The organism is Pseudomonas sp. TH06, from assembly GCF_016651305.1.
Lineage (GTDB): Bacteria > Pseudomonadota > Gammaproteobacteria > Pseudomonadales > Pseudomonadaceae > Aquipseudomonas.
The window spans coordinates 4806753-4829466 of record NZ_JAEKEC010000001.1 but is presented as its reverse complement, the minus strand read 5'-3'; the positions used below and the strand labels follow the sequence as shown (position 1 = coordinate 4829466).

The window sequence follows — 22714 nt, the reverse complement described above, 5'->3', positions numbered from 1 at the left end:
TTGCTTGCAGCTTGCAGCTAAAAACTACTAGCTGCTTTTTAAAACACTACACCTTGGCTGCGCAGGTAGTCGTCGTAGGTGCCGCTGAAGTCGGTCACGCCATTCGGGCTCAGCTCGATGATGCGCGTGGCCAGGGACGATACGAACTCACGGTCGTGGCTGACGAAGATCAGCGTGCCCGGGTAGTTTTCCAGCGCCAGGTTCAGCGCCTCGATCGATTCCATGTCCAAGTGGTTGGTCGGTTCGTCCATGATCAGCACGTTCGGCTTCTGCAGGATCAGCTTGCCGAACAGCATGCGACCTTGTTCACCACCGGAAATCACTTTGACCGACTTGAGGATCTCGTCGTTGGAGAACAGCATGCGCCCCAAAGTACCGCGAATCATCTGCTCGCCCTGAGTCCACTGACCCATCCAGTCGAACAGGGTGACGTCGTCTTCGAAATCGTGCGCGTGGTCCTGAGCGTAGTAGCCCAGTTCCGCGGCGTCGGTCCACTTGATGCTACCGGCATCCGGCGTCAGCTCGTTGACCAGAGTACGCAGCAGGGTGGTTTTACCGATACCGTTCGGGCCGATGATCGCCACGCGTTCGCCGGCTTCAACCTGGAAGCTGAAGTCCTTGAACAGCGTCTTGCCATCGAAACCTTTGGCCATTTTCTCGACCATGACCGCCTGGCGGTGCAGCTTCTTGTTCTGATCGAAGCGGATGAACGGGCTCACGCGGCTCGAAGGCTTGACCTCGGCCAACTGGATCTTGTCGATCGCCTTGGCACGGGAAGTGGCCTGCTTGGCTTTCGAGGCGTTGGCCGAGAAGCGGCTGACGAACGATTGCAGTTCGGAAATCTGCGCTTTCTTCTTGGCGTTGTCCGACAGCAGTTGCTCGCGGGACTGGGTCGCCACGGTCATGTACTCGTCGTAGTTGCCCGGGAACAGACGCAGCTCGCCGTAATCCAGGTCAGCCATGTGCGTGCACACGCTGTTCAGGAAGTGACGGTCGTGGGAGATGATGATCATCAGGCTGTTACGCTGGGTCAGCACGTTTTCCAGCCAGCGAATGGTGTTGATGTCCAGGTGGTTGGTCGGTTCGTCGAGCAACAGCACTTCCGGATCGGAGAACAATGCCTGCGCCAGCAACACACGGAGTTTCCAGCCTGGCGAGACTTCGCTCATCGGGCCGAAGTGTTGCTCGATGCCGATACCCAGACCCAGCAACAGTTCACCGGCGCGGGATTCGGCGGTGTAGCCGTCCATTTCGGCGAATTCGGTTTCCAGCTCGGCCACGGCCATGCCGTCTTCTTCGCTCATTTCCGGCAGCGAGTAGATGCGGTCGCGTTCGGCCTTGACCTTCCACAGCTCTTCGTGACCCATGATCACGGTGTCGATCACGGTGAATTCTTCGTAGGCGAACTGATCCTGGCGCAATTTACCCAGGCGCACGTTCGGCTCGAGCATGACCTGGCCGGCGGACGGGTCGAGGTCACCGCCGAGGATTTTCATGAAGGTCGACTTGCCGCAACCGTTGGCGCCGATCAGGCCGTAACGGTTGCCCGCGCCGAATTTGACCGAAACGTTTTCGAAGAGCGGCTTGGCGCCGAACTGCATCGTGATGTTAGCTGTAGAAATCAAGAGTTTTTCCTGCGAAGCATTCTTAAAAAGCGAGGGTGCGGCTGCAGCGCTGGGCCCGAGTCAAAGTGCGCTGAAGCGGGGAGTTCCCGTCATCAACCAAGGGGGCGCGTAAAGTTTGGCGGCGATTGTACTGGTCTGGCTCTTTAAACGATAGGGCGATGACGCTGTGAGCGCCGATTGGCGCAATCGCGGGACAGATTTTCACAGATGAAGGTTCACTATCGGTTACAAACTGTGGCTAAAATGCCATCCATTCACCCAGCGCCCTACAACGGCGCGGGCTCAAGGACGTGCCATTTGTACTCAGACCACTGCATCAGACGCTGGGCTTCAGGCCACCATGCGCGCAGTTTGTTCACTTCTGACGTGTGACGATTTCCGTGAAACTCATCATTGCTGCTATTTATGTCATTTCCATTGCATACGTTCACTTGCGTGGCCGTGTGCGCCACAAACTGGGTCGACAGTTAAGCGACCATTCGACGTTTCTGGCGCCGATCAACTGCTTTCTGTACCTGTTTTCGAAGAAACCGAATACGCCGTATCTGAATCCCGCAGAATTTCCTGATCTCAGCCCATTGCAGGCACATTGGCAGGAGATTCGCGAAGAAGGCCAGAATTTGCTGCGTGCCGGTGAGATCAAACGCTCGAATCAGTACGACGATGTCGGCTTCAACTCGTTCTTCAAAAGCGGCTGGAAACGTTTTTACCTCAAGTGGTACGGCGAGAGCCATCCGTCGGCGATGAAGCTGTGCCCGCGCACCACGGAACTGGTGCAGAGCATCGGCTCGATCAAGGCCGCTATGTTCGCCGAGCTGCCGCCAGGCTCGAAACTGGTGCGTCACCGTGATCCGTATGCCGGTTCCTACCGTTATCACCTGGGCCTGGAAACGCCGAACGATGCTGGTTGCTACATCAATGTCGACGGCGAGAACTATCACTGGCGTGATGGTGAAGCGGTGATGTTCGATGAAACCTTCATTCATTACGCAGAAAACACCACGGACAAGAACCGCATCATCCTGTTCTGTGACATTGAGCGGCCGATGAAATACCGCTGGGCGGCAGCATTCAATGGCTGGTTCAGCCGCACGGTGATGTCCGCCGCCGGCGCGCCGAACGATGCCGGTGACCGTACCGGTGGGATCAATCGCTTGTTTACCAAAATCTACAAGATTCGCCTGCGCGGTAAAGAGCTGAAAAAACGCAATCGCAAGCGCTACTACATGGAAAAGTGGGCGATCTTCGGTAGCTTGTTGGCGATCTTCATTCTGATCTGATCGATGCCAAATGCTCGGTAATTACTGTAGGAGCTGCGGCACGCTGCGATCTTTTGATCTTGTCTTTCAAATCTGAAAGTCAAAAGATCGCAGCGTCCCGCAGCTCCTACACAGATACCTGCGGTGTCTGTGACTGTCGCAAAAGCAACCTGTCAGTTGCCTGACAATCGGTCAGTTGTCATGCTCAGGACGCTTTCTTGGTCTTCTTCGCCGGCGCTGTTTTAGTCGCCGCTTTAGCCTTCGATTTGGCGGGTGCCTTGCCGCCCAGACTGCGTTTAAGCAGCTCGGTCAGATCGATTACATCGGCCGATTTGCGCTCTTCCTCGCCACCCACCGACTCGACATCCTCGATCTTGCCTTCATGGGCCTTTTTCTCCACCAGCGCCATGATCTTGTCTTCGAACTCGTCCTTATAATCATCAGGACTCCAGTCGCCGCTCATGTCCTCAACTAGCCGTTTGGCCATGTCCAGTTCGCCCTTGGCCAACTGCGGTTTGGTCACTTCGCTGCCCAGTTCCAACTGATCGAGGCCGCGAACCTCCTGCGGCCAGCGCAGCTTGACCAGCACCAGCGCCGACTCGAGTGGCATCAACGCCGCCAGATATTGCCGTGTATGCAAGACGACACGGGCGAGGGCGACTTTATTGGTTTTGCTCAGGGTTTCGCGCAGCAACGCGTAAACCTTGCCGCCGCGTTTGTCCGGGGCGAGATAGTAGGGCGTGTCGATGTTCTGCAACGGGATTTGCTCGGCGTCGACGAAGGAGAAGATGTCGATAGTTTGCGTCGACACCGGGTGCGCCGAGCGAATTTCCTCTTCGCTAAGCACCACATAGCGACCCTTTTCGTAAGCCACGCCTTTGACGATGTGTTCCTTGGTGACTTCCTTGCCGGTGACCTTGTTGACCCGTTTGTAGCCCACCGGGTCCATGCTGCGGCTGTCGAGCCAGTCGAAGTCCACGCCTTGCGACGACGTCGCTGAAACCAGCGCGACAGGGATGTGTACCAGTCCGAAACTGATCGCGCCTTTCCAGATTGCCCGAGCCATGGTGAGTTCTCCGCGTGATGTTCAGGTGACCAGTGGGCCGGCGCGAAAGTTTCCAGTGAATGCGCTGGTTTCAGACGACTTGGTCAAGCCGTGTTACATGTTGTTTAAGTGGCACGGGTTAACAAATCCGAACCCACAGCGTAGCGTGGACTCGAAGGCTCTACTCCCTGCACATCGAGAGGCACCCCCATGAACCGATTAATGCTTGGCATCGCCGTCCTTACACTCAGTGGCGGCCTGGTTCATGCGGACTTGGTGCTTGCGCAAAGTCCGACCGGCAACAGCAACAACCCTTACAACAGCCCGATTCACCAGGCCAATCCCAACAGCATGCAGGGCACCCAGCCCAGCGCTCCGCCGATTCGCGGGCCGAACACCGTGCCAACGCCGCGTCAGCCCACCGTCGAAAATCGCGGCATTGGCAATGGCCAGCCCATTCGTTCGGTGCCAAGTACACCGCCCACCTTCATTCCCAACCCGCCGTCACGAAGCACAGACACCCGTTGAACGGCGGTACTGCGGTGCTGCCAGCTTTGAAACCAGCAAAAGGAATCGTGCATGTTGCGTAAAACTCTTCTAGCCAGCCTGTGCGCCGGCGCTTTGATCAGTGCGCCGGTATTCGCCGCCGCCCCCAAAGAGCTGCAAAGCGAGCAGGGCACCCTTGAAGTCACCACGATCACCCAAGGTCTTGAATATCCATGGGCGCTGGCTTTTCTGCCGGATCGCCAGGGCATGCTGGTGACCGAACGACCGGGCAATTTGCGCGTGGTCGGTGCGGACGGCAAGCTCTCGGCGCCGATCAGTGGCGTGCCGAAGGTCTGGGCCAAGGGCCAGGGCGGTTTGCTTGATGTTGTGCTATCTCCGGAATTCAAACAGGACCGGCTGGTTTATCTGTCATACGCCGAAGGTGGCGGTGCGGGCGACAAGGCCGGGACGGCGGTAGGGCGCGGATATCTGTCGGACGACCTGAAAACCCTGAAGGATTTCAAAGTGATCTTTCGTCAGGAACCGAAACTCTCGACCGGCAACCATTTCGGTTCACGGCTGGTGTTTGATCGTGACGGTTATCTGTTCATCACCCTGGGTGAGAACAACGATCGGCCCACCGCGCAGGATCTCGACAAGCTGCAAGGCAAAATCGTGCGGATCTTTGCGGACGGTAAAGTGCCGGACGACAATCCGTTCGTAGGGCAATCCGGCGTGCGTCCGGAGATCTGGGCCTATGGCATTCGCAATCCACAGGGCGCGGCGCTCAATCCGTGGAACGGCACGATTTGGGAAAACGAACACGGCCCGCGTGGCGGCGATGAGGTCAACATCATCGAGCGCGGAAAAAACTACGGCTGGCCGTTGGCGACCCACGGCATCAACTATTCGCTGCAGCCGATCCCGGAAGCCAAAGGCAAAAGTGTTGAAGGCGCGGTTGATCCGCATCATGTCTGGGATAAATCCCCCGGCGTGACCGGTATGGCGTTCTACGATGCCGACCGCTTCCCACCATGGCAGCAAAACGTGTTTATCGGGGCGTTGGTGAGTCAGGAGTTGATTCGCTTGCAGTTTGATGGCGACAAAGTCGTGCATGAGGAGCGCTTGCTTGGCGAGTTGAAACAGCGCATCCGCGATGTACGGCAGGGGCCGGATGGTTATCTGTATGTGCTGACGGATGAGGACGATGGCTCGCTGTACAAGATTGGCCTGAAGTAAATTTGTAATTCACACACACAACCTGTGGCGAGGGAGCTTGCTCCCGCTTGAGTGCGTAGCGCTCACAAGTTTCCCGGGGCTGCTGCACAACCCAGCGGGAGCAAGCTCCCTCGCCACAAAAGCACGAATGCCTGACTTACTCATTGCGGGCGTACAAAACCACCGCAGCTCTCAGCTTCCCACGCCCAAACCGGCACATCTTTTCGAATTCCCCATGACTGACCGGCACATGCTGGCAGTCCATGGCTTGCCGGTGCTGGCTGTGATCAACGTCGGGGTCATGAAGGTAGACAAAATCCGCATCACAATCCGTCACCACCACCCAGTGCGGAGACTTCGATCGGGTCAGGCGATAGCTGCTGATCAACACCAGCGGTTGTCCTCCTGCCTCCAGTAATCGCGGCAGATCCAGCGGCGCACCGATCACACGCTCGACGTCGCTCTGCTCCAATTGCTCGGTGAACTCTTCATGTACCAGCCGCATGACGTCTTTTTTATGCTCATCGCGTACACCATCGAGAAACAACGGCCCGGTCAGACTCAGTTGCAGACGCACGCGAAAACCCCGCCGCCATGCCGCCAGTGCCAATCCCTGCGGACTGCATCCGCCATGGCCGGAGGTCATGAACACCGTGGTCGCTTCGCGCCAGATTTGCAGTTCTTCGCGGCGCTCCAGTAACCGCAAAGGCTGCAGCGCGCCCATGGCCATCAACAAACAGGCAGGGCCACACGTGAAGTCGGTGGTCTGCGCATACCACGGCACCTTGATGCTGCGCGAGTCTCGGTGCTGGAGAATGCGTTTCTCCAGACGCAATGCATCGGCGTGGTCTTCGTAGTAATCATGAATCAGCGCAAAACGCCGGTAACCGTTGCGTTCGTAAAGGGCAATAGCGGCGGGGTTGTCGGTACGCACTTCCAGACGCAGATAGGCACAGTCGTGTTCGAGTGCGCAGGATTCCATGCGCTGCAGCAGTTGCTTGCCCAGCCCCGTGCCACGCGCCTGGGCAGCGATGGTGATGGAATACAGCCGCGCCAGTGAAGTGCCGCGATGGAACAACACCAGCGCGTAACCGAGCAATTGACCATCCCGTTCGGCGACCAGCAACTGTGCGTGCGCCTTGGTGATCATCCACTGGAAACTGCGGCTGGTGAGCCGGTCCGTGGTGAAACATTGCATTTCCAATGCCAGCAATGCCGGCAGGTCTTCAACTACCGCCAATCGAAAAACAGCACTCATATGACCACCGTAAAAGTTGCGTAACGAAACGGGACTTTCGAAAAACTTCGTGCTTAATAGAAATGGTCTTGTTCTCCAACGGATCAATCTCTATGTCAGCGGTACAGGGTCATTGGCGCGAAGTATCCGAGCAAAGTTTGCCGGCGGCAACTTATTTAAACTCAACGGTTAGAAGCTCCAGTCAAGTGCTGATCATTGTCGAACGCAAGGAAGACTGGGCGTCTTATTTCCCCAGCGAAGACATCATCACGGCGCAGGAATACCTGGAGCAAACCCGTGACAGCGAGTCGGGCAAGCGCGTGCAGGTGATCAACCTGTGTCGCAGTTACAAGTACCTGGGCCACGGTTATTACTGCTCGCTGCTGGCTGAAGCCCGAGGGCACAAGGTGATTCCGTCGGTGCGCACCATCAGCGAACTGACCAAGAAATCACTCTACGGACTGGCGCTGGACGATCTCGATAAAACATTGGAAAAAGCCCTCAGTCATCACCTCTACAGCGATACCGAAGGATTCACTCTTACACTTTATTTCGGCAGAACGCATATCGAGCCCTTGCAGGATTTGGCCCGTCAGTTATTCGAAGTGTTCCCTTGTCCGATTTTGTTAGTTGAGTTTCGTCGAACTAACGGATGGCACATCGAAGGTATAAAGTCCGGAGCCTTGCACAAGTTGCGCGATGATCAGGAAGATCAGTTCGCCAATGCACTGGACGGCTTCAGCCGTAAAGTCTGGCGCATGCCACGCTCCCGGCAAGTGGCGCGTTACGACCTGGCGATTCTGCATGATTCGCAAGAAGCGTTGCCGCCGTCGAACAGCAAGGCGCTGGAGAATTTCGTGCGGGTCGGCAAGACCATGGGCATCGATGTCGAACTGATCGAACGCAAGGATTATGCGCGACTGGCCGAGTACGACGGCCTGTTGATCCGCGAAACCACCAGCGTCGACAACCATACCTACCGCTTCGCCAAGAAGGCCGAAAGCGAAGGCTTGGTGGTAATGGACGACCCGGCCTCGATTCTGCGCTGCACCAACAAGGTCTACCTCACCGACCTGCTCAACAGCCATCAACTGGGCATGCCCGCCACCGAAATCCTCTACAAGGAGCGACCCGAAGACTTCGAGCGGGTCGGCGAACGCCTGGGTTTTCCCTTGGTGCTGAAGATTCCCGATGGCTGTTTCTCGCGAGGCGTGATCAAGGTGGAAAGCCAGCAGGCGCTGCTCGAAGCCACGGCGCAATTGTTCGAACATTCAGTGTTGTTGCTGGCCCAGGAATTTTTCTACACCGAGTACGACTGGCGCATCGGCGTGCTCAACCGCAAACCGATCTTCGCTTGCCAGTACTTCATGTCCAAGGGGCACTGGCAGATCTACAACCACAAGGCCAAGGGCCAGGACGTCAATGGCGAATGCCGGACACTGGCGATCCACGAGGCTCCACGAGCGGTGGTGGAACTGGCCGTGAAGACCGCCAACCTGATCGGCGACGGCCTGTATGGCGTCGATTTGAAACAGGCCGGCGATAAAGTCGTGGTGATCGAAGTCAATGACAACCCCAACCTCGACGCCGGGATCGAAGACGCTTATTTGCAGGACGATCTGTATTCACTGGTGCTGGAAGAGTTTGTGCGACGGCTAGAGCTGAAACGTCGCGGCCAGGCCTGGTGACACGCCGATGATCAGCAGTTTTGCCCTGAGCCACGGCGCCTTGCAGCGGGTTGAACGGCTGGATGCCGAGGTGATGCTGTTCAGCAACCCCGACGCCGCCGAGCGCGATTTACTGCACAGTCATTTCAAAGTCGATGAACATGCCTTGGCCTCGGCGCTGGACCCGGACGAGGTGTCGCGGATCGAGTTTCACCCGGATCATCTGTTCCTGATCTGGAAACGCCCGGAAAACTATTCCGGTGGCGGCAGTCTGGCGTTCGAGGTGTCGTCCTGCGGTCTGCTGTTCGCGCCGGGACAACTGCTGGTGATCGCCACCGACGACACGCCGCTGCACGGCCTCGGTACGCGCCAGCCGTTGAACACGCCACTGGATGTGCTGCTGGATTTGCTCTTCAACAATATCCATCACTACCTCGGGCACTTGAAGGTGATCAAACTGGTCGCCCGCGAGTTGCAGCAGAAATTCAACGCCTCGATGCAAAACCAGCATCTGGTGCAGATGTTCAACCTCAGTGAAAGCCTGATCTATTACATCAACGCCTTGCACAGCAACGGCGCCGTATTGACGCGGTTGCGTAACCACGCCGAGAAACAGCATTTCGGCAGCGAAGCGATTGGCCTGATCGACGACCTGATCATTGAAAACAACCAGTGCTACAAACAGGCGGAGATTTACTCGACGGTGTTTTCCGGGCTGATCGATGCGCGTGGCAACCTGATGAACAACAGCATGAACAACCTGCTGCGCAAGCTGACGTTGATCAACGTGGTGTTTCTGCCGTTGAACCTGATTGCGAGCATTGGCGGCATGTCGGAGTTCAGCATGATGACGGCGGGGACACCGTGGTGGATTTCCTATCCGCTGTTTTTGGCGGTGATGCTGTTGGGGGCAGGGGGGATGTTATTCGGGCTGCGGCGTCTTGCCAGATGAATCGGGTTGTTTGATCCGGCGCCATCGCGAGCAGGCTCGCATCTCCAGAGCTCACCAATCCCCTGTAGGAGCTGCCGCAGGCTGCGATCTTTTGATCTTGTTTGTAAAAACCAAAGTCAAACGATCGCAGCCTGCGGCAGCTCCTACACAGAGCGTGTGTCGTAACCAGTCCCGCATTTGGCCGAACCGCCGCCGTGATGCCTTGTTATAGTTCGGGCCTCAATTTCTGCCCGGTAAAGGATCACTGCCATGACTCAATACACCGCCTTCAGTGTCGAACTGGCCGACAACATCGCCCATGTTCAGATCAATCGTCCGGAAAAGATCAACTCGATGAACGCCGCGTTCTGGAGCGAGATCGTCGAGATCTTCCAATGGATCGATGACACCGACGAAGTCCGCGTGGTGGTCCTGAGCGGTAATGGCAAACATTTCTCCTCGGGCATCGACCTGATGATGCTCGCCGGCGTCGCCAATGAACTGGGCAAGGATGTCGGTCGCAACGCACGCCTGCTGCGCAAAAAGATCCTGACCCTGCAAGCTTCGTTCAATGCCGTCGATAACTGCCGCAAGCCTGTGCTTGCGGCGATTCAAGGCTACTGCCTCGGCGGCGCAATCGATCTGATCGCCGCCTGCGACATGCGTTACGCCGCCGAGGACGCGCAATTCTCGATCAAGGAAATCGACATCGGCATGGCCGCCGACGTTGGCACGTTGCAACGGTTGCCACGGATCATCGGTGACGGCATGCTGCGTGAACTGGCTTACACCGGTCGCACCTTTGGTGCCGAAGAGGCGCGCAGCATCGGCCTGATCAATCGCGTGTTCAGCGACAAGGACGTGTTGCTTGAAGGCGTCTTTGATATCGCTCGTGACATTGCCGGCAAATCGCCGATCGCCGTCACCGGCACCAAGGCAATGATCAGCTACATGCGCGACCATCGCATCGACGACGGCCTCGAATACGTTGCCACCTGGAACGCCGCCATGTTGCAATCCACCGACTTGCGCGTGGCCATGGCCGCCCATATGAGCAAACAGAAACCCGAATTTCTGGATTGAGAAACCATGACATCTCGCTGGACCACTGCAGTACTGGATACCGATCAACCTGGCGGCTGGGCCGTGGCGCGCAGCCCCGAGGGTTTTCTGTTCGATGACAACGGCGCGCTGTTCCCGCGGGAGTGGCTCAAGCGTCAGGACCTGTCGATCCTTGCCGAACACGGCATCGGCCATCTCGATGGCGAGCCGGTGTATCTGCTGGAACTGCGCAGTCACAGCGAGGTGCCGGGTTGCAACTGGAAAGGCCTGCGGGCGTTCATGCTCGAGGGCGATCACACGGTTTACAAAGTGCTCGGTTACGCCGCGCAAATCGGCACCTGGGCGCGGGAACATCGCTTCTGCGGCAACTGCGGGCAGGCCATGACTCAGGTGCCGCGCGAGCGAGCGATGTATTGCCAGCCGTGTGAACTGCGCAGTTATCCGCGCATTTCGCCGAGCATGATTGTGCTGGTGACGCGTGGCGACGAGATTCTGTTGGCGCGTTCACCGCGCTTCGTTACCGGGGTCTACAGCACGTTGGCCGGGTTCGCCGAGCCGGGCGAATCGGCGGAGGATTGCCTGATCCGGGAAGTGCGCGAAGAAGTGCAGATCGAGGTGAAGAACATTCAGTACATGGGCAGCCAGTGCTGGCCGTTCCCGCATTCGATGATGCTCGGCTTCCATGCCGAGTACGCCGGTGGCGAGATTGTCTGTCAGGAAGACGAGATCGAAGACGCTCAATGGTTCAACGTGCACGACCTGCCGCCGTTGCCGGCGTCAAAATCGATTGCCCGTTACCTGATCGACGTCTATGTGGCGCGGCGCTTAGGCCACGCTGAACCAGTGTTGCCAGGCTAGGCGCACGGTCAGACCCAACACCACGGTGATGAACACCGGGCGAATGAATTTGGCGCCGCCGCTGATCGCGGTGCGCGCGCCAAAGAATGCGCCGACCATCACCGACAGGCCCATGCTCAGGCCGATGATCCAGTCCACCTGCCCGGAAAACACGAACACCGACAGCGCCGCAATGTTGCTGACGAAGTTCATGCTGCGCGCCACACCGCTGGCCTTGACCAGGTCGATCGGGTAGAGCAGCAGGCTGCTGACCGTCCAGAACGCCCCCGTGCCAGGCCCCGCCACGCCGTCATAGAACCCGAGGCTGAAACCCTGGCTCGATTGCCATTTCTTCTTGATCGGTGCGTCGCTGTCCAGCGGCGCTTTTGGCGTGCCGCCGAACAACAGATACAGGCCACAGGCGAAGACGATCACCGGGAGCATTTTGTTCAGCCATTCCGCTGGCAGGTAATGAGCGACGATGGCACCGGTCAGCGCGCCAACCAAAGTGCCGACAATCGCGTGCACCCACTGCCGTGGATGAAACAGCTTGCGTCGGTAGAAGGTGAAACTGGCGGTGGCCGAGCCGAAGGTCGAACTCAGTTTGTTGGTGCCCAGCACCAGGTGCGGCGGCAGGCCGGCCGTCAGCAGCGCCGGCGTGGTCAGCAGACCACCACCGCCGGCGATGGCATCAATGAAACCGGCAATGAAAGCGACAACGGCCAGAATGGCCAGGGTGGTCAGGTCAACGCTGAGTTCGAAAGGCATGGAATCGGCTTATTCGGCAAGGCGCAGAGCAGGGCTGCGGGAAGGGCAGCCATGTTACTCATTTCCAAGTGTTGCGGCGAGTCGACTGACGCCTTCGCGAGCAAGCCCGCGAAGAGGCCAGCCCTCCCAACCGCTATCTGGTTGTCTCAGGCAGGGCGACTGACCAGTGCACGTTCCATCCGCGCAATGCCTTCCTCCAGCAGTGAACGCGGGCAGCCGAAGTTCAGGCGCACGAATTGCTGACTCTGATCGCCGAAATCAATACCGGCGCTCAAACCGACTTTGGCCTGTTCAAGGAAAAACTGCTGCGGATTGCCCAGATCCAGTGCCGAACAATCGAGCCAGGCCAGGTAAGTCCCCTGCGGCACCTCAATGCTCACGCCGGGCAAGCGGCTGCGCACCGCTTCGACCAGATAGTCGCGGTTGGCCTGCAGATAGGTTTTCAATTCGGCCAGCCACGGTCCGGCTTCGCTGTAAGCCACGCGGGTGGCTTCCATGCCCAGCGGGTTGACGCTGTCGACCATGCCGCAACGAGCATGGTTGACGCGTTCGCGCAGAGCGGCGTCCTGGATAATCATGAACGAAGTCTTGAGACCGGCGATGTTGTACGCCTTGCTGGCCGACATCAGGGTGATGGTGCGCCGGGCGATTTCCGCACTCAGGGACGCAGTCGGAATGTGCACGCGACCGTCGAAGCACAACTCGGCATGGATTTCGTCGGAGATGATCCAGGCGTCTTGCGCCACGCAGATATCAGCCACGGCTTGCAACTCTTCACGGCCGAACACTTTGCCGATCGGGTTGTGCGGATTGCTCAGCAGCAGCGCGCCGCCACCGTTCAGCGAGTCACGCAATACGTCCAGCGGCGTGGCGTAGGTGCCGTCAGCCTGCGCGACGAATTCCAGCTCAACCTTGTTCAAACCCCAGTGGCCCGGTGCGTGACGCAGCGGCGGATAGTTCGGCACCTGCACCACAACGTTCTGCTGCGGCTGCAGCAACGCCTTCAGCGCCATGTTGAAACCGGACTCGACACCCGGCAGGAAAATCAGCTCCTGCGGTTGGACCTTCCAGGCGAACTTGTTCCAGAGGTCGGCAACGATGGCCTCACGCAGGTTGTCCTGCGCCACGCTGTAACCCACCAGCGGGTGCAGCAGACGCTGTTGCAGCGCCTCGATCACCACCGGTGGCGCGGCGAAATCCATATCAGCGACCCACATCGGCAGCACGTCAGCCGAATAGCGGCTCCACTTGGTGCTGCCAGTGTTGTGGCGGTCGAATACCTGATCAAAATCGAAAGTCATGCGCGGTCTCGTGAAGGCGGGGTTAATTCTGCCGAACATGATAAACCTTGAACCCCTGTAGGAGCTGCCGAAGGCTGCGATCTTTTGATTTTGTTTTCAAAGAGCAAGATCAAAAGATCGCAGCCTTCGGCAGCTCCTACACAGATTTGTGTGTTGCCCGACAAACGGCCGACGGTCGGTTTTCGCACAGACTGTAGGGACTTTGTCTACAGTAAAAAAGTCGGCACACGTTTGCCGCAACCGTGATTGTCCAGACAAAGCCCGGCTCAAGTACCGGGTTCCACCTGATCAGGAGTGCACGATGGATCTCAGCCGTCGTCAGTTCTTCAAGGTCGCCGGTATCGGCCTTGCAGGCTCAAGCCTGGGCGCGTTGGGTATGGCCCCGACGCTGGCCTTCGCCGAGCAGGTGCGCCACTTCAAGCTTGCCCACACCCATGAAACCCGCAACACCTGTCCGTATTGCTCGGTCGGGTGCGGCTTGATCATGTACAGCCAGGGCGATGGAGCGAAGAACGTAGCGCAAAGCATCATTCACATCGAGGGCGACGCCGACCACCCGGTCAATCGCGGCACTCTCTGCCCGAAAGGCGCAGGCCTGCTGGACTTCATTCACAGCCCGGGCCGCTTGCTTTATCCGCAAACGCGCAAGCCCGGCAGCAGCGAATGGACGCGGATCAGTTGGGACGAAGCGCTCGACCGCATCGTCGACCTGATGAAAATCGACCGCGACGCCAACTTCATCGAGAAAAATGCCAACGGGCAGACGGTGAATCGCTGGCTGAGCACCGGTTTCCTCGCAGCGTCGGCAGCGTCCAACGAAGCCGGTTACATCACTCAGAAGGTGATTCGCAGCCTCGGCATGCTGGGGTTCGATAACCAGGCGCGTGTCTGACACGGCCCGACGGTGGCAAGTCTTGCCCCGACGTACGGCCGTGGTGCCATGACCAATACCTGGACCGATATCGCCAACGCGAATCTGATCCTGGTGATGGGTGGCAACGCAGCAGAAGCGCATCCGTGCGGCTTCAAATGGGTGACCGAGGCCAAAGCGCATAACGCTGCGCGGCTGATCGTTGTCGATCCGCGTTTTACCCGGACCGCTTCGGTGGCCGACTATTACGCGCCGATCCGCACCGGCACCGACATCGCCTTTATGGGCGGTTTGATCAATTACCTGCTGACCGAGGACAAGATCCAGCACGAATACGTGCGCAACTACACCGATGTGTCGTTCATCGTCAAAGCCGGGTATGGCTTCGAAGACGGCATCTTCAGCGGCTACGACGTGGCCAAGCGCAGCTATACCGACAAGTCCGGCTGGGGTTACGAGCTGGGCGAAGACGGCTTTGCCAAAGTCGACCCGACGCTGCAAGACCCGCGCTGCGTCTACCAATTGATGAAGCAGCATTACAGCCGCTACAACATCGATCTTGCCAGCCAGATCTGCGGCATGCCGGTCGATGCCATGCAGAAAATCTGGGACGAAATCGCCACCTGCTCGATTCCGGGCAAGACCATGACGATTCTCTACGCGCTCGGCTGGACTCAGCATTCGATTGGCGCGCAGATCATTCGCAGCGCGGCGATGGTGCAACTGTTGCTGGGCAACGTCGGCATGCCGGGTGGTGGGGTCAATGCCTTGCGCGGTCACTCGAACATTCAGGGGCTGACTGATCTCGGGCTGCTGTCGAATTCGTTGCCGGGCTATCTGACGCTGGGCACCGACACCGAGCAGGACTACAACGCTTTCATCAAGAAACGCACACAAGTCCCGCTGCGTCCGGGGCAGCTGTCGTACTGGCAGAACTACAGCAAATTCCACGTCAGCCTGATGAAGTCCTGGTACGGCGCCAACGCTACGGCCGAGAACAATTGGCTCTACGACCATTTGCCGAAGCTCGACATTCCGAATTACGACGTCCTGAAAATGTTCGACCTGATGAGCCAGGGCAAGGTCAACGGCTACATGTGCCAGGGCTTCAACCCGATTGCCGCGTTGCCAGACAAGAACCGCGTGATGGGGGCACTGGCCAAGTTGAAGTGGCTGGTGGTGATGGACCCGCTGGCCACCGAAACCTCGGAGTTCTGGCACAACGTCGGGCCGTACAACGATGTGAAAAGCGCGGAGATCCAGACCGAAGTCATTCGCCTGCCGACCACCTGTTTTGCCGAAGAGGACGGCTCACTGGTCAACAGCAGCCGCTGGCTGCAATGGCACTGGAAAGGCGCCGATGGCCCGGGCGAAGCGCAAACCGATATTCGCATCATGGCCGAACTGTTCCTGCGCCTGCGCAAGCGCTATCAGGCCGAGGGCGGCAAATTCCCCGATCCGCTGCTGAAGCTGTCGTGGCCGTACAAGATTGCCGACGAACCTTCGCCGGAGGAGCTGGCCAAGGAAATCAACGGCAGCGCTGTCGCCGACTTCACCGACGCGACCGGCGTCGCGGTCAAGGCTGGCTCGCAACTGGCCGGGTTCGGTTTGCTCAAGGATGACGGCAGCACCGCGTCCGGTTGCTGGATCTTTGCCGGCAGCTGGACCGAGGCCGGTAACCAGATGGCTCGCCGCGACAATTCCGACCCGTATGGCATGCACCAGCATCTGGGCTGGGCGTGGGCCTGGCCGGCCAACCGGCGGATTCTCTACAACCGCGCTTCGGCGGATGTCGCGGGCAACCCGTGGGATCCGAAAAAGCGTCTGGTGTGGTGGAACGGCAAAACCTGGGGCGGCACCGACGTGCCGGACTACAAGGCCGACGTGCCGCCAGAGGCCGGGATGAATCCGTTCATCATGAACCCCGAAGGTGTGGCGCGGTTCTTCGCCGTCGACAAGATGAACGAAGGACCATTCCCCGAGCACTACGAGCCATTCGAAACGCCGATCGGCATCAACCCGTTGCACCCGCAAAACAAGAAAGCCACCAGCAACCCGGCGGCGCGGATCTTCGATTCGGTCTGGGAAACCCTCGGCGAGGCCAAGGACTTCCCGTACGCCGGCACCAGTTACCGGCTGACCGAGCATTTCCACTTCTGGAGCAAGCACTGCAAGTTGAACGCGATTGCCCAGCCCGAGCAGTTTGTCGAGATCGGCGAAGTGCTGGCGAAAGAGAAGGGCATCGCTGCCGGTGATCGTGTGCGGGTCAGCTGCAAACGCGGCTTTATCGAAGCGGTGGCGGTGGTGACCAAACGGATTCGGCCGTTGCAGGTCAACGGCCAGGTCGTGCATCAGATCGGCATCCCGCTGCACTGGGGGTTCACCGGGCTGACGCGTCACGGTTATCTGACCAACACCCTGGTGCCGTTCCTCGGCGATGGCAACACCCAGACCCCGGAATCCAAGTCATTCCTGGTCAACGTGGAGAAACTGTAAATGGCCAGCCAAGACATTATTGCCCGCTCGGCCACAACCACGGTGCCGCCGTCGGTAAGGAATCAGGAGGCGGTGGCCAAACTCATCGACACCACCAAATGCATTGGCTGCAAGGCCTGCCAGGTGGCCTGCTCGGAATGGAACGAGCTGCGCGACGAGGTCGGCCACAACCACGGCACCTACGACAACCCGCAGGATCTGAGCGCGGAAACCTGGACGTTGATGCGCTTCACCGAACACGAAACCGACGCCGGCAACCTCGAATGGCTGATCCGCAAGGACGGCTGCATGCATTGCGCCGAACCGGGTTGTCTGGCGGCATGCCCGAGCCCCGGCGCAATCATCAAGCACGCCAACGGCATCGTCGATTTCGATCAGGATCACTGCATCGGCTGCGGTTATTGCATCACCGGTTGCCCGTTCAACATTCCGCGTATTTCGCAGAAGGATCACAAGGCCTACAAATGCACCTTGTGTTCCGATCGGGTGGCGGTAGGGCTGGAGCCGGCCTGTGTGAAAACCTGCCCGACCGGCGCCATTGTCTTCGGCACCAAGGAAGATATGAAGGAACATGCCGCCGAACGCATCGTCGACCTGAAAAGCCGTGGTTTCGAAAATGCCGGTCTGTACGATCCGGCCGGCGTCGGCGGCACGCACGTGATGTACGTGCTCCACCACGCCGACACACCGAAAATCTACGCCAATCTGCCGCAGGATCCGACCATCAGCCCACTGGTGGGCCTGTGGAAAGGCATCAGCAAACCCTTGGGTCTGTTGGCCATGGGCGCGGCGGTGCTGGCCGGGTTCTTCCATTACGTGCGCATCGGGCCGAACCGGGTTGAAGAGGATGAACATCCAACGCCACCTGATACCTCGGTGCATGTCGTCGATCCGGCGGTGCACACCTTCGATCCACGCGGGGAGGACCGGCCATGAGCAACAAGACGATCCTGCGTTACACCGCCAACCAGCGCACCAATCACTGGCTGGTGGCGATTCTGTTCTTCATGGCCGGGCTGTCCGGGCTGGCGCTGTTTCATCCCTCGATGTTCTGGCTGACCAACCTGTTCGGCGGTGGCCCGTGGACGCGGATTCTGCATCCGTTCATGGGCGTGCTGATGTTCGTGTTTTTCCTCGGTCTGGTGTTTCGCTTCTGGCGCTCGAATTTCTTTATCGACAACGACTGGAAGTGGATGCGCCGCATTGATCGGGTGCTGGTCAACGACGAAGAAAGCGTGCCGCCCGTGGGTAAATACAACGCCGGGCAAAAGATGCTGTTCTGGACTTTACTGCTGTGCATGCTCGGGTTGCTGTTCACCGGACTGGTGATCTGGCGGGCGTATTTCAGTGCGTTCTTCGGCATCACCGTGATTCGCTGGGCGATGCTGCTGCACGCACTGGCCGGGTTTGTGCTCATCCTCAGCATCATCATCCACATCTACGCCGGGCTGTGGATCAAGGGTTCGATCGACGCGATGCTGCATGGTTGGGTCAGCCGCGCCTGGGCGAAAAAACACCACGAACTCTGGTACCGCGAAATCACCCGCGATGAACGTCAGAACGACGTGCCGGAGCGACCGATCACCAAAAAGGGCTGACCTTTGGCAACCATTCTTGAACCCGGGGAAATCGAGGCGGCGGCCAGTTCGCCGCCGTTTCTGTATCTGCCACCGCATAATCTGTTCACCCTGCGTGCGCAACGCCTGGACCAACTGGCCGAAGGGCATCCGCTGGCCGAGTATCTGCGCCTGATTGCCGGGCTGTGTCGGGTTCAACAGCAAGTGCTGGACGATCCGCCGTCAACAGAAGTTGTCGATCAACAACGGCTTGAGTTGTGTCAGCAACACGGTCTACCGCCGTTCGCGGCCGATACCTTGATCCGCGAAGATGACTGGCAAGCCTGGCTGGAGGCTTTGCTGCAACGCTATACACCGCCCGATCAACCGGCCGTGGTGGATGCAATTACCACTTTACGCACCGCCAGTGCCGGACAATTGCGCGCCTGGGCCGTGGCGCTCGTCAGTGGTCAATACTCGATGGTCCCGGCGGCGTTAGTGCCGTTTCTTGGTGCGGCGCTGCAAACCGCCTGGAGTCACTGGTTACTGAGCACGCCGAACCTGCAACTGACGCCCGGCAACAGCCTCAGCCAATGCCCGGCCTGCGGTTCACCGGCCATGGCCGGGGTGATCCGTCATCGCGGTAAACACAACGGCTTGCGTTATCTGGTGTGTTCGCTGTGCGCCTGCGAATGGCATGTGGTGCGGGTCAAATGCGTGTATTGCGAATCGAGCAAAGGCCTCGACTATCTGAGCTTTGAGGATGATCGCCACGCGGCCAATCAGGCGCCGCTGCGCGCCGAGGTCTGTCCGGGCTGTAACAGCTATCTGAAACTGATTTATCTGGAAAACGATGCCGACGCCGAGGCGTTGTCGGCGGATCTCTCCAGCCTGTTGCTCGACATGCGCCTGGCCCAGGACGGTTTTCAGCGGCTGGCACCGAATCTGTTACTGGCCCCGGGAGACGAATGACAGCAGGGTCTACACTTCTGTTTTTCACTGCCGTGCGCAGTGATCTGTCTCCAGGAGTGGCTGATGTCCCTGCGGTTACCTTCCATTGATGGGTTGTTGCGTCATCCGGCGTGTCTGCCTTTACTCGAGCGTCACGGGCGTGAATCGCTGCTGGCGAGTTTGCGCCAGTTGCTCGATGAACTGCGCTCCAGCGTGTTGACCGGTCAGTTATCCGCCGTTGAAATCAGTCCCGAAGTGCTCGCCGGTCGCGTCGGTGAACGTCTGGCGCAGCAACAACGCAGCCAGGTGCGGCGGGTGTTCAACCTGACCGGCACGGTGCTGCACACCAATCTGGGCCGAGCGCTGTTGCCGGACGAAGCCATCGAAGCCGTGCAAATGGCCGCCCGTTATCCGCTTAATCTGGAATTCGATCTGGCCAGCGGCAAACGCGGCGATCGCGATGATTTGATCGAAGGCCTGATCCGCGAACTGACCGGCGCCGAAGCCGTTACCGTGGTCAATAACAATGCCGCCGCCGTGCTGCTGACGCTCAACAGCCTTGGCGCGCGCAAGGAAGGCATCATCTCGCGGGGCGAACTGATCGAAATCGGCGGCGCCTTTCGCATTCCCGACATCATGGCCCGTGCCGGCGTGCGTCTGCATGAGGTTGGCACCACCAATCGCACTCACGCCCGCGACTACGAAGCGGCGATCAGCCCGCGCAGTGGTTTGATCATGCGTGTGCATGCGAGCAATTACAGCATTGAAGGATTCACCGCTCGGGTGCCGACGGCGGAACTGGCCGAGTTGGCCCACCGTCATGGTTTGCCGCTGCTGGAGGATCTGGGCAGCGGCAGCCTGCTCGACCTGACGCGCTGGGGGCTGCCGGCAGAGCCGACGGTGCGCCAGGCACTGCTCGATGGCGCGGACATCGTCACCTTCAGCGGCGATAAACTGCTCGGCGGGCCGCAAGCCGGGTTGATCGTGGGTCGCAAAGAGCTGATCGCAAAGATCAAGAAGAACCCGCTGAAACGGGCGCTGCGCGTGGACAAGCTGACCTTGGCGGCGCTGGAGGCGGTGCTCGGCCTGTACCGCGATCCGGATCGACTGGCCGAGCGCTTGCCGAGCTTGCGTCTGCTGACCCGGCCGCAGGCTGACATTCTCGCTCAAGCGCAACGCCTGCAACCGTTGTTGGTGCAGACCTTGGGCGAGCCGTGGTCAGTCAGCGCGATCCCGGCGCTGGGCATGATCGGCAGCGGCAGCCAACCGGTGGCGCGTTTGCCCAGTGCGGCGCTGTGCCTACGCCCGCAAGTGTCGAAGCGCTTGCGCGGGCGCTATCTGCTGAGTCTTGAAGCAGCATTGCGAACCTTGCCGATTCCAGTGCTCGGACGCATCGACGACGATGCCCTGTGGCTCGACTTGCGCCAACTCGACGACGAACCCGCGTGGCAGGCGCAGCTAGCGCAGTTGCAGGTCGACCCGTGATCGTCGGCACCGCCGGGCACATCGACCACGGCAAGACGTCGCTGCTGCAAGCGCTGACCGGGCAAACCGGCGACCGCCGCCCGCAGGAACGCGAGCGCGGCATGACCATCGACCTCGGTTATCTCTATGCCGAACTGGCGCCCGGCGCCGGACTCAGTGGTTTCATCGACGTGCCGGGCCACGAGAAATTCACCCACAACATGCTCGCCGGCGCGCAAGGCATCGACCTGGTGTTGCTGGTGGTGGCGGCGGACGACGGCGTGATGCCGCAAACCCGTGAGCATCTGGCGATAGTCGAACTGCTGGGCATCCCACGGGCGCTGGTGGCGATCACCAAGTGCGATCGTGTCGAGGCGGGCAGGGTGGCGGCGGTGCGTGAGCAGATCGCAAATTTGTTGGCGCCGGGGCCGTTTGCCGATGCACCGATATTGGCGGTGTCGAGCGTGAGCGGGCAGGGCATCGATGAGTTGCGCGAAGCGTTATTGCAGACGCAACACCCAGTGCATGAGCGCAATCGTGAAGGCGGCTTTCGTCTGGCCATCGACCGCGCCTTCAGCGTGGCCGGTGCGGGGATTGTGGTCACCGGCACGGCGTTGTCCGGCGTGGTGACGGTGGGCGATAAACTGGCGCTCGGACCGTCCGGCAAATCGCTGAGGGTCCGCGGGCTGCATGCGCAGAATCAGACCGCCGAGCAAGCCTTTGCCGGGCAACGCGTGGCCCTCAATCTGAGCGGTGAACGACTTGAACTGGCGCAGATCCATCGCGGCCAATGGTTGTTGTCGGAATGGCTACATGCCCCCACGCAACGAATCGACATCGACTTTCAACTGTTGCCCGGCGAGCGCACCTTCGAACACTTTCACCCGGTGCACCTGCACCTCGGCACGCAAGACGTCATCGCCCGTGTCGCATTGCTCGAAGGTTCACGCCTGAGCCCTGGCGAACGCATGTTCGCGCAACTGCTGATCAACACGCCGGTGCATGCGGTGAAGGGTGATCGGTTGATCCTGCGCGACCAGAGCGCGCAACGCACTCTCGGTGGCGGTCAGGTGCTCGACCCGTTCGCCCCGGCCAGGCATCGCCGCAGCCCTGAACGTCTGGCGCAACTGCAAGCGCTGGCGCTCAACCAGACGCTCGAACACACCTTGCCGCTGTTGCTCAACCACAGCGCGACAGGGCTTGATCCGCTGCGCCTGGAACGCCAGTTCAATCACCCGCGCGCTGATTGGTCATTGCCGCAAAACGTGCGCCTGATCGACACCCGCCAAGGCCCGTTGCTATTCAACGTGCAACGTTGGGGCATGCTCAAATTCACCTTGCTGGACCAACTGGCGCGCTTGCATGAACTGGAGCCTGACCAGATGGGCCCGGACCGTGATCGGCTGCGGCGTTTTAGTGCGCTGCCGCTGGAGCGCTCGACGTTCATCAGCCTGCTCGACGAACTGCTCGCTGCCGGTTCGATCAACGCCAGCGGGCCATGGCTGCACCTGCCGGATCACCAGGTACGCCTGAGCGCTGCTGACGAAACCCTTTGGCAACAACTGCAACCGCTGTTCGAACAGGCCGGCTTCGACCCGCCGTGGGTTCGCGATCTGGCCAAAGCCGTCGGTGAGGAAGATGCCAATGTGCGGCTGCTGCTGCGCAAACTGGCGCGTCTGGGGTTGACTCACCAAGTGGTGCGCGATCTGTTTGTCACCGACATCGTCCTGCGGCAAATGGCGGCGATGCTCCTGCAACTGGCGCAGGAAAATCCGCAGATCCAGGTGACAAGCGTCCGCGATGCGCTAGGCTTGGGACGCAAACGCTGTATTCAGTTCCTCGAATACTTCGACCGCCTCGGCCTGACCCGACGCCTTGGCGAACACCGACTGATCCGCCACGACAACGCGCTGGCCAACCCCGGCGCTCCCTGAGTTAAA

18 protein-coding genes are annotated in these 22714 nt (G+C 59.4%); 13 read left to right on the top strand and 5 right to left on the bottom strand.

Annotated elements, in window-relative coordinates; all coding sequences use genetic code 11:
- Window positions 1-38 precede the first annotated feature (38 nt).
- Complete coding sequence (locus tag JFT86_RS21490) at window positions 39-1625, bottom strand: ABC-F family ATPase (protein ID WP_201238225.1); 1587 nt, start codon at window positions 1623-1625, stop codon at window positions 39-41.
- Window positions 1626-2005: 380 nt separating this feature from the next.
- On the opposite strand from JFT86_RS21490, the gene lpxO reads away from it, so the two are divergent.
- Window positions 2006-2905 (top strand): lipid A hydroxylase LpxO, encoded by a 900-nt coding sequence (lpxO, locus tag JFT86_RS21485; protein WP_201238224.1) that lies wholly within the window; start codon window positions 2006-2008, stop codon window positions 2903-2905.
- 184 nt (window positions 2906-3089) lie between these two features.
- Here lpxO and JFT86_RS21480 read toward each other — a convergent pair whose 3' ends face one another.
- Window positions 3090-3950: a Ku protein gene (locus JFT86_RS21480; RefSeq protein WP_201238223.1), complete on the bottom strand. Its 861-nt coding sequence runs from the start codon at window positions 3948-3950 to the stop codon at window positions 3090-3092.
- A 189-nt stretch (window positions 3951-4139) separates the two neighbouring features.
- Between JFT86_RS21480 and JFT86_RS21475 the strand changes: the two genes are divergently transcribed.
- Together JFT86_RS21475 and JFT86_RS21470 are read left to right on the top strand one after the other, a co-directional pair.
- On the top strand, window positions 4140-4457 hold the full coding sequence (locus JFT86_RS21475; RefSeq protein ID WP_201238222.1) for a hypothetical protein: 318 nt from the start codon (window positions 4140-4142) through the stop codon (window positions 4455-4457).
- Window positions 4458-4508: 51 nt separating this feature from the next.
- Window positions 4509-5654, top strand: a complete 1146-nt coding sequence (locus tag JFT86_RS21470; protein ID WP_201238221.1) for a PQQ-dependent sugar dehydrogenase — start codon at window positions 4509-4511, stop codon at window positions 5652-5654.
- Between the two features lie 136 nt (window positions 5655-5790).
- On the opposite strand, the gene rimI is transcribed toward JFT86_RS21470, so the two are convergent.
- Entirely contained in the window at window positions 5791-6891 is a 1101-nt protein-coding gene (gene rimI / locus JFT86_RS21465) for a ribosomal protein S18-alanine N-acetyltransferase (protein ID WP_201238220.1), read from the bottom strand.
- A 92-nt stretch (window positions 6892-6983) separates the two neighbouring features.
- Here rimI and JFT86_RS21460 point away from each other — a divergent pair, with 92 nt between their 5' ends.
- The 4 genes from JFT86_RS21460 to nudC all read left to right on the top strand — a co-directional run bounded on the left by JFT86_RS21460 (window position 6984) and on the right by nudC (window position 11388).
- Window positions 6984-8558, top strand: coding sequence for a RimK family protein (locus JFT86_RS21460; protein ID WP_242489508.1), 1575 nt, complete (start codon window positions 6984-6986; stop codon window positions 8556-8558).
- A gap of 7 nt (window positions 8559-8565) precedes the next feature.
- Window positions 8566-9489, top strand: coding sequence for a magnesium transporter CorA family protein (locus tag JFT86_RS21455; RefSeq protein ID WP_201238219.1), 924 nt, complete (start codon window positions 8566-8568; stop codon window positions 9487-9489).
- 249 nt (window positions 9490-9738) lie between these two features.
- Window positions 9739-10551 (top strand): crotonase/enoyl-CoA hydratase family protein, encoded by an 813-nt coding sequence (locus JFT86_RS21450; RefSeq protein ID WP_201238218.1) that lies wholly within the window; start codon window positions 9739-9741, stop codon window positions 10549-10551.
- Window positions 10552-10557: 6 nt separating this feature from the next.
- Window positions 10558-11388, top strand: a complete 831-nt coding sequence (gene nudC / locus JFT86_RS21445) for an NAD(+) diphosphatase (protein ID WP_201238217.1) — start codon at window positions 10558-10560, stop codon at window positions 11386-11388.
- Here nudC and JFT86_RS21440 read toward each other — a convergent pair.
- Window positions 11356-12135: a TSUP family transporter gene (locus JFT86_RS21440; protein WP_201238216.1), complete on the bottom strand. Its 780-nt coding sequence runs from the start codon at window positions 12133-12135 to the stop codon at window positions 11356-11358. The two genes, nudC and JFT86_RS21440, sit on opposite strands and share 33 nt — an antisense overlap.
- Window positions 12136-12281: 146 nt before the next feature.
- Entirely contained in the window at window positions 12282-13436 is a 1155-nt protein-coding gene (locus JFT86_RS21435) for a PatB family C-S lyase (RefSeq protein ID WP_201238215.1), read from the bottom strand.
- Between the two features lie 301 nt (window positions 13437-13737).
- On the opposite strand from JFT86_RS21435, the gene fdnG reads away from it, so the two are divergent.
- The 6 genes from fdnG to selB are packed head-to-tail and all read left to right on the top strand — an operon-like array spanning window position 13738 to window position 22708.
- Window positions 13738-16803, top strand: coding sequence for a formate dehydrogenase-N subunit alpha (fdnG, locus tag JFT86_RS21430; protein WP_201238214.1), 3066 nt, complete (start codon window positions 13738-13740; stop codon window positions 16801-16803).
- Entirely contained in the window at window positions 16804-17739 is a 936-nt protein-coding gene (gene fdxH / locus JFT86_RS21425; protein ID WP_201238213.1) for a formate dehydrogenase subunit beta, read from the top strand.
- Window positions 17736-18401, top strand: a complete 666-nt coding sequence (locus JFT86_RS21420) for a formate dehydrogenase subunit gamma (protein ID WP_201238212.1) — start codon at window positions 17736-17738, stop codon at window positions 18399-18401. The genes fdxH and JFT86_RS21420 overlap by 4 nt, the downstream gene beginning before the upstream one ends.
- Window positions 18402-18404: 3 nt before the next feature.
- A complete protein-coding gene (fdhE, locus tag JFT86_RS21415) occupies window positions 18405-19331 on the top strand; it encodes a formate dehydrogenase accessory protein FdhE (RefSeq protein WP_201238211.1) in 927 nt (308 codons plus the stop codon).
- A gap of 60 nt (window positions 19332-19391) precedes the next feature.
- Window positions 19392-20795, top strand: coding sequence for an L-seryl-tRNA(Sec) selenium transferase (selA, locus tag JFT86_RS21410; protein ID WP_201238638.1), 1404 nt, complete (start codon window positions 19392-19394; stop codon window positions 20793-20795).
- Entirely contained in the window at window positions 20792-22708 is a 1917-nt protein-coding gene (gene selB / locus JFT86_RS21405; RefSeq protein WP_201238210.1) for a selenocysteine-specific translation elongation factor, read from the top strand. Before selA ends, selB begins: the two co-directional genes overlap by 4 nt.
- The last annotated feature ends 6 nt before the right edge of the window (window positions 22709-22714 follow it).

Excerpts from the sequence above, each read along its gene's own strand:
- fdxH (WP_201238213.1), top strand. The coding sequence starts at position 16,804 with ATGGCCAGCCAAGACATTATTGCCCGCTCGGCCACAACCACGGTGCCG.
- JFT86_RS21470 (WP_201238221.1), top strand. The coding sequence starts at position 4,509 with ATGTTGCGTAAAACTCTTCTAGCCAGCCTGTGCGCCGGCGCTTTGATC.
- JFT86_RS21460 (WP_242489508.1), top strand. The coding sequence starts at position 6,984 with ATGTCAGCGGTACAGGGTCATTGGCGCGAAGTATCCGAGCAAAGTTTG.
- JFT86_RS21480 (WP_201238223.1), bottom strand. The coding sequence starts at position 3,950 with ATGGCTCGGGCAATCTGGAAAGGCGCGATCAGTTTCGGACTGGTACAC.
- JFT86_RS21440 (WP_201238216.1), bottom strand. The coding sequence starts at position 12,135 with ATGCCTTTCGAACTCAGCGTTGACCTGACCACCCTGGCCATTCTGGCC.
- nudC (WP_201238217.1), top strand. The coding sequence starts at position 10,558 with ATGACATCTCGCTGGACCACTGCAGTACTGGATACCGATCAACCTGGC.
- JFT86_RS21420 (WP_201238212.1), top strand. The coding sequence starts at position 17,736 with ATGAGCAACAAGACGATCCTGCGTTACACCGCCAACCAGCGCACCAAT.
- JFT86_RS21450 (WP_201238218.1), top strand. The coding sequence starts at position 9,739 with ATGACTCAATACACCGCCTTCAGTGTCGAACTGGCCGACAACATCGCC.
- JFT86_RS21435 (WP_201238215.1), bottom strand. The coding sequence starts at position 13,436 with ATGACTTTCGATTTTGATCAGGTATTCGACCGCCACAACACTGGCAGC.
- JFT86_RS21475 (WP_201238222.1), top strand. The coding sequence starts at position 4,140 with ATGAACCGATTAATGCTTGGCATCGCCGTCCTTACACTCAGTGGCGGC.
- rimI (WP_201238220.1), bottom strand. The coding sequence starts at position 6,891 with ATGAGTGCTGTTTTTCGATTGGCGGTAGTTGAAGACCTGCCGGCATTG.
- JFT86_RS21455 (WP_201238219.1), top strand. The coding sequence starts at position 8,566 with ATGATCAGCAGTTTTGCCCTGAGCCACGGCGCCTTGCAGCGGGTTGAA.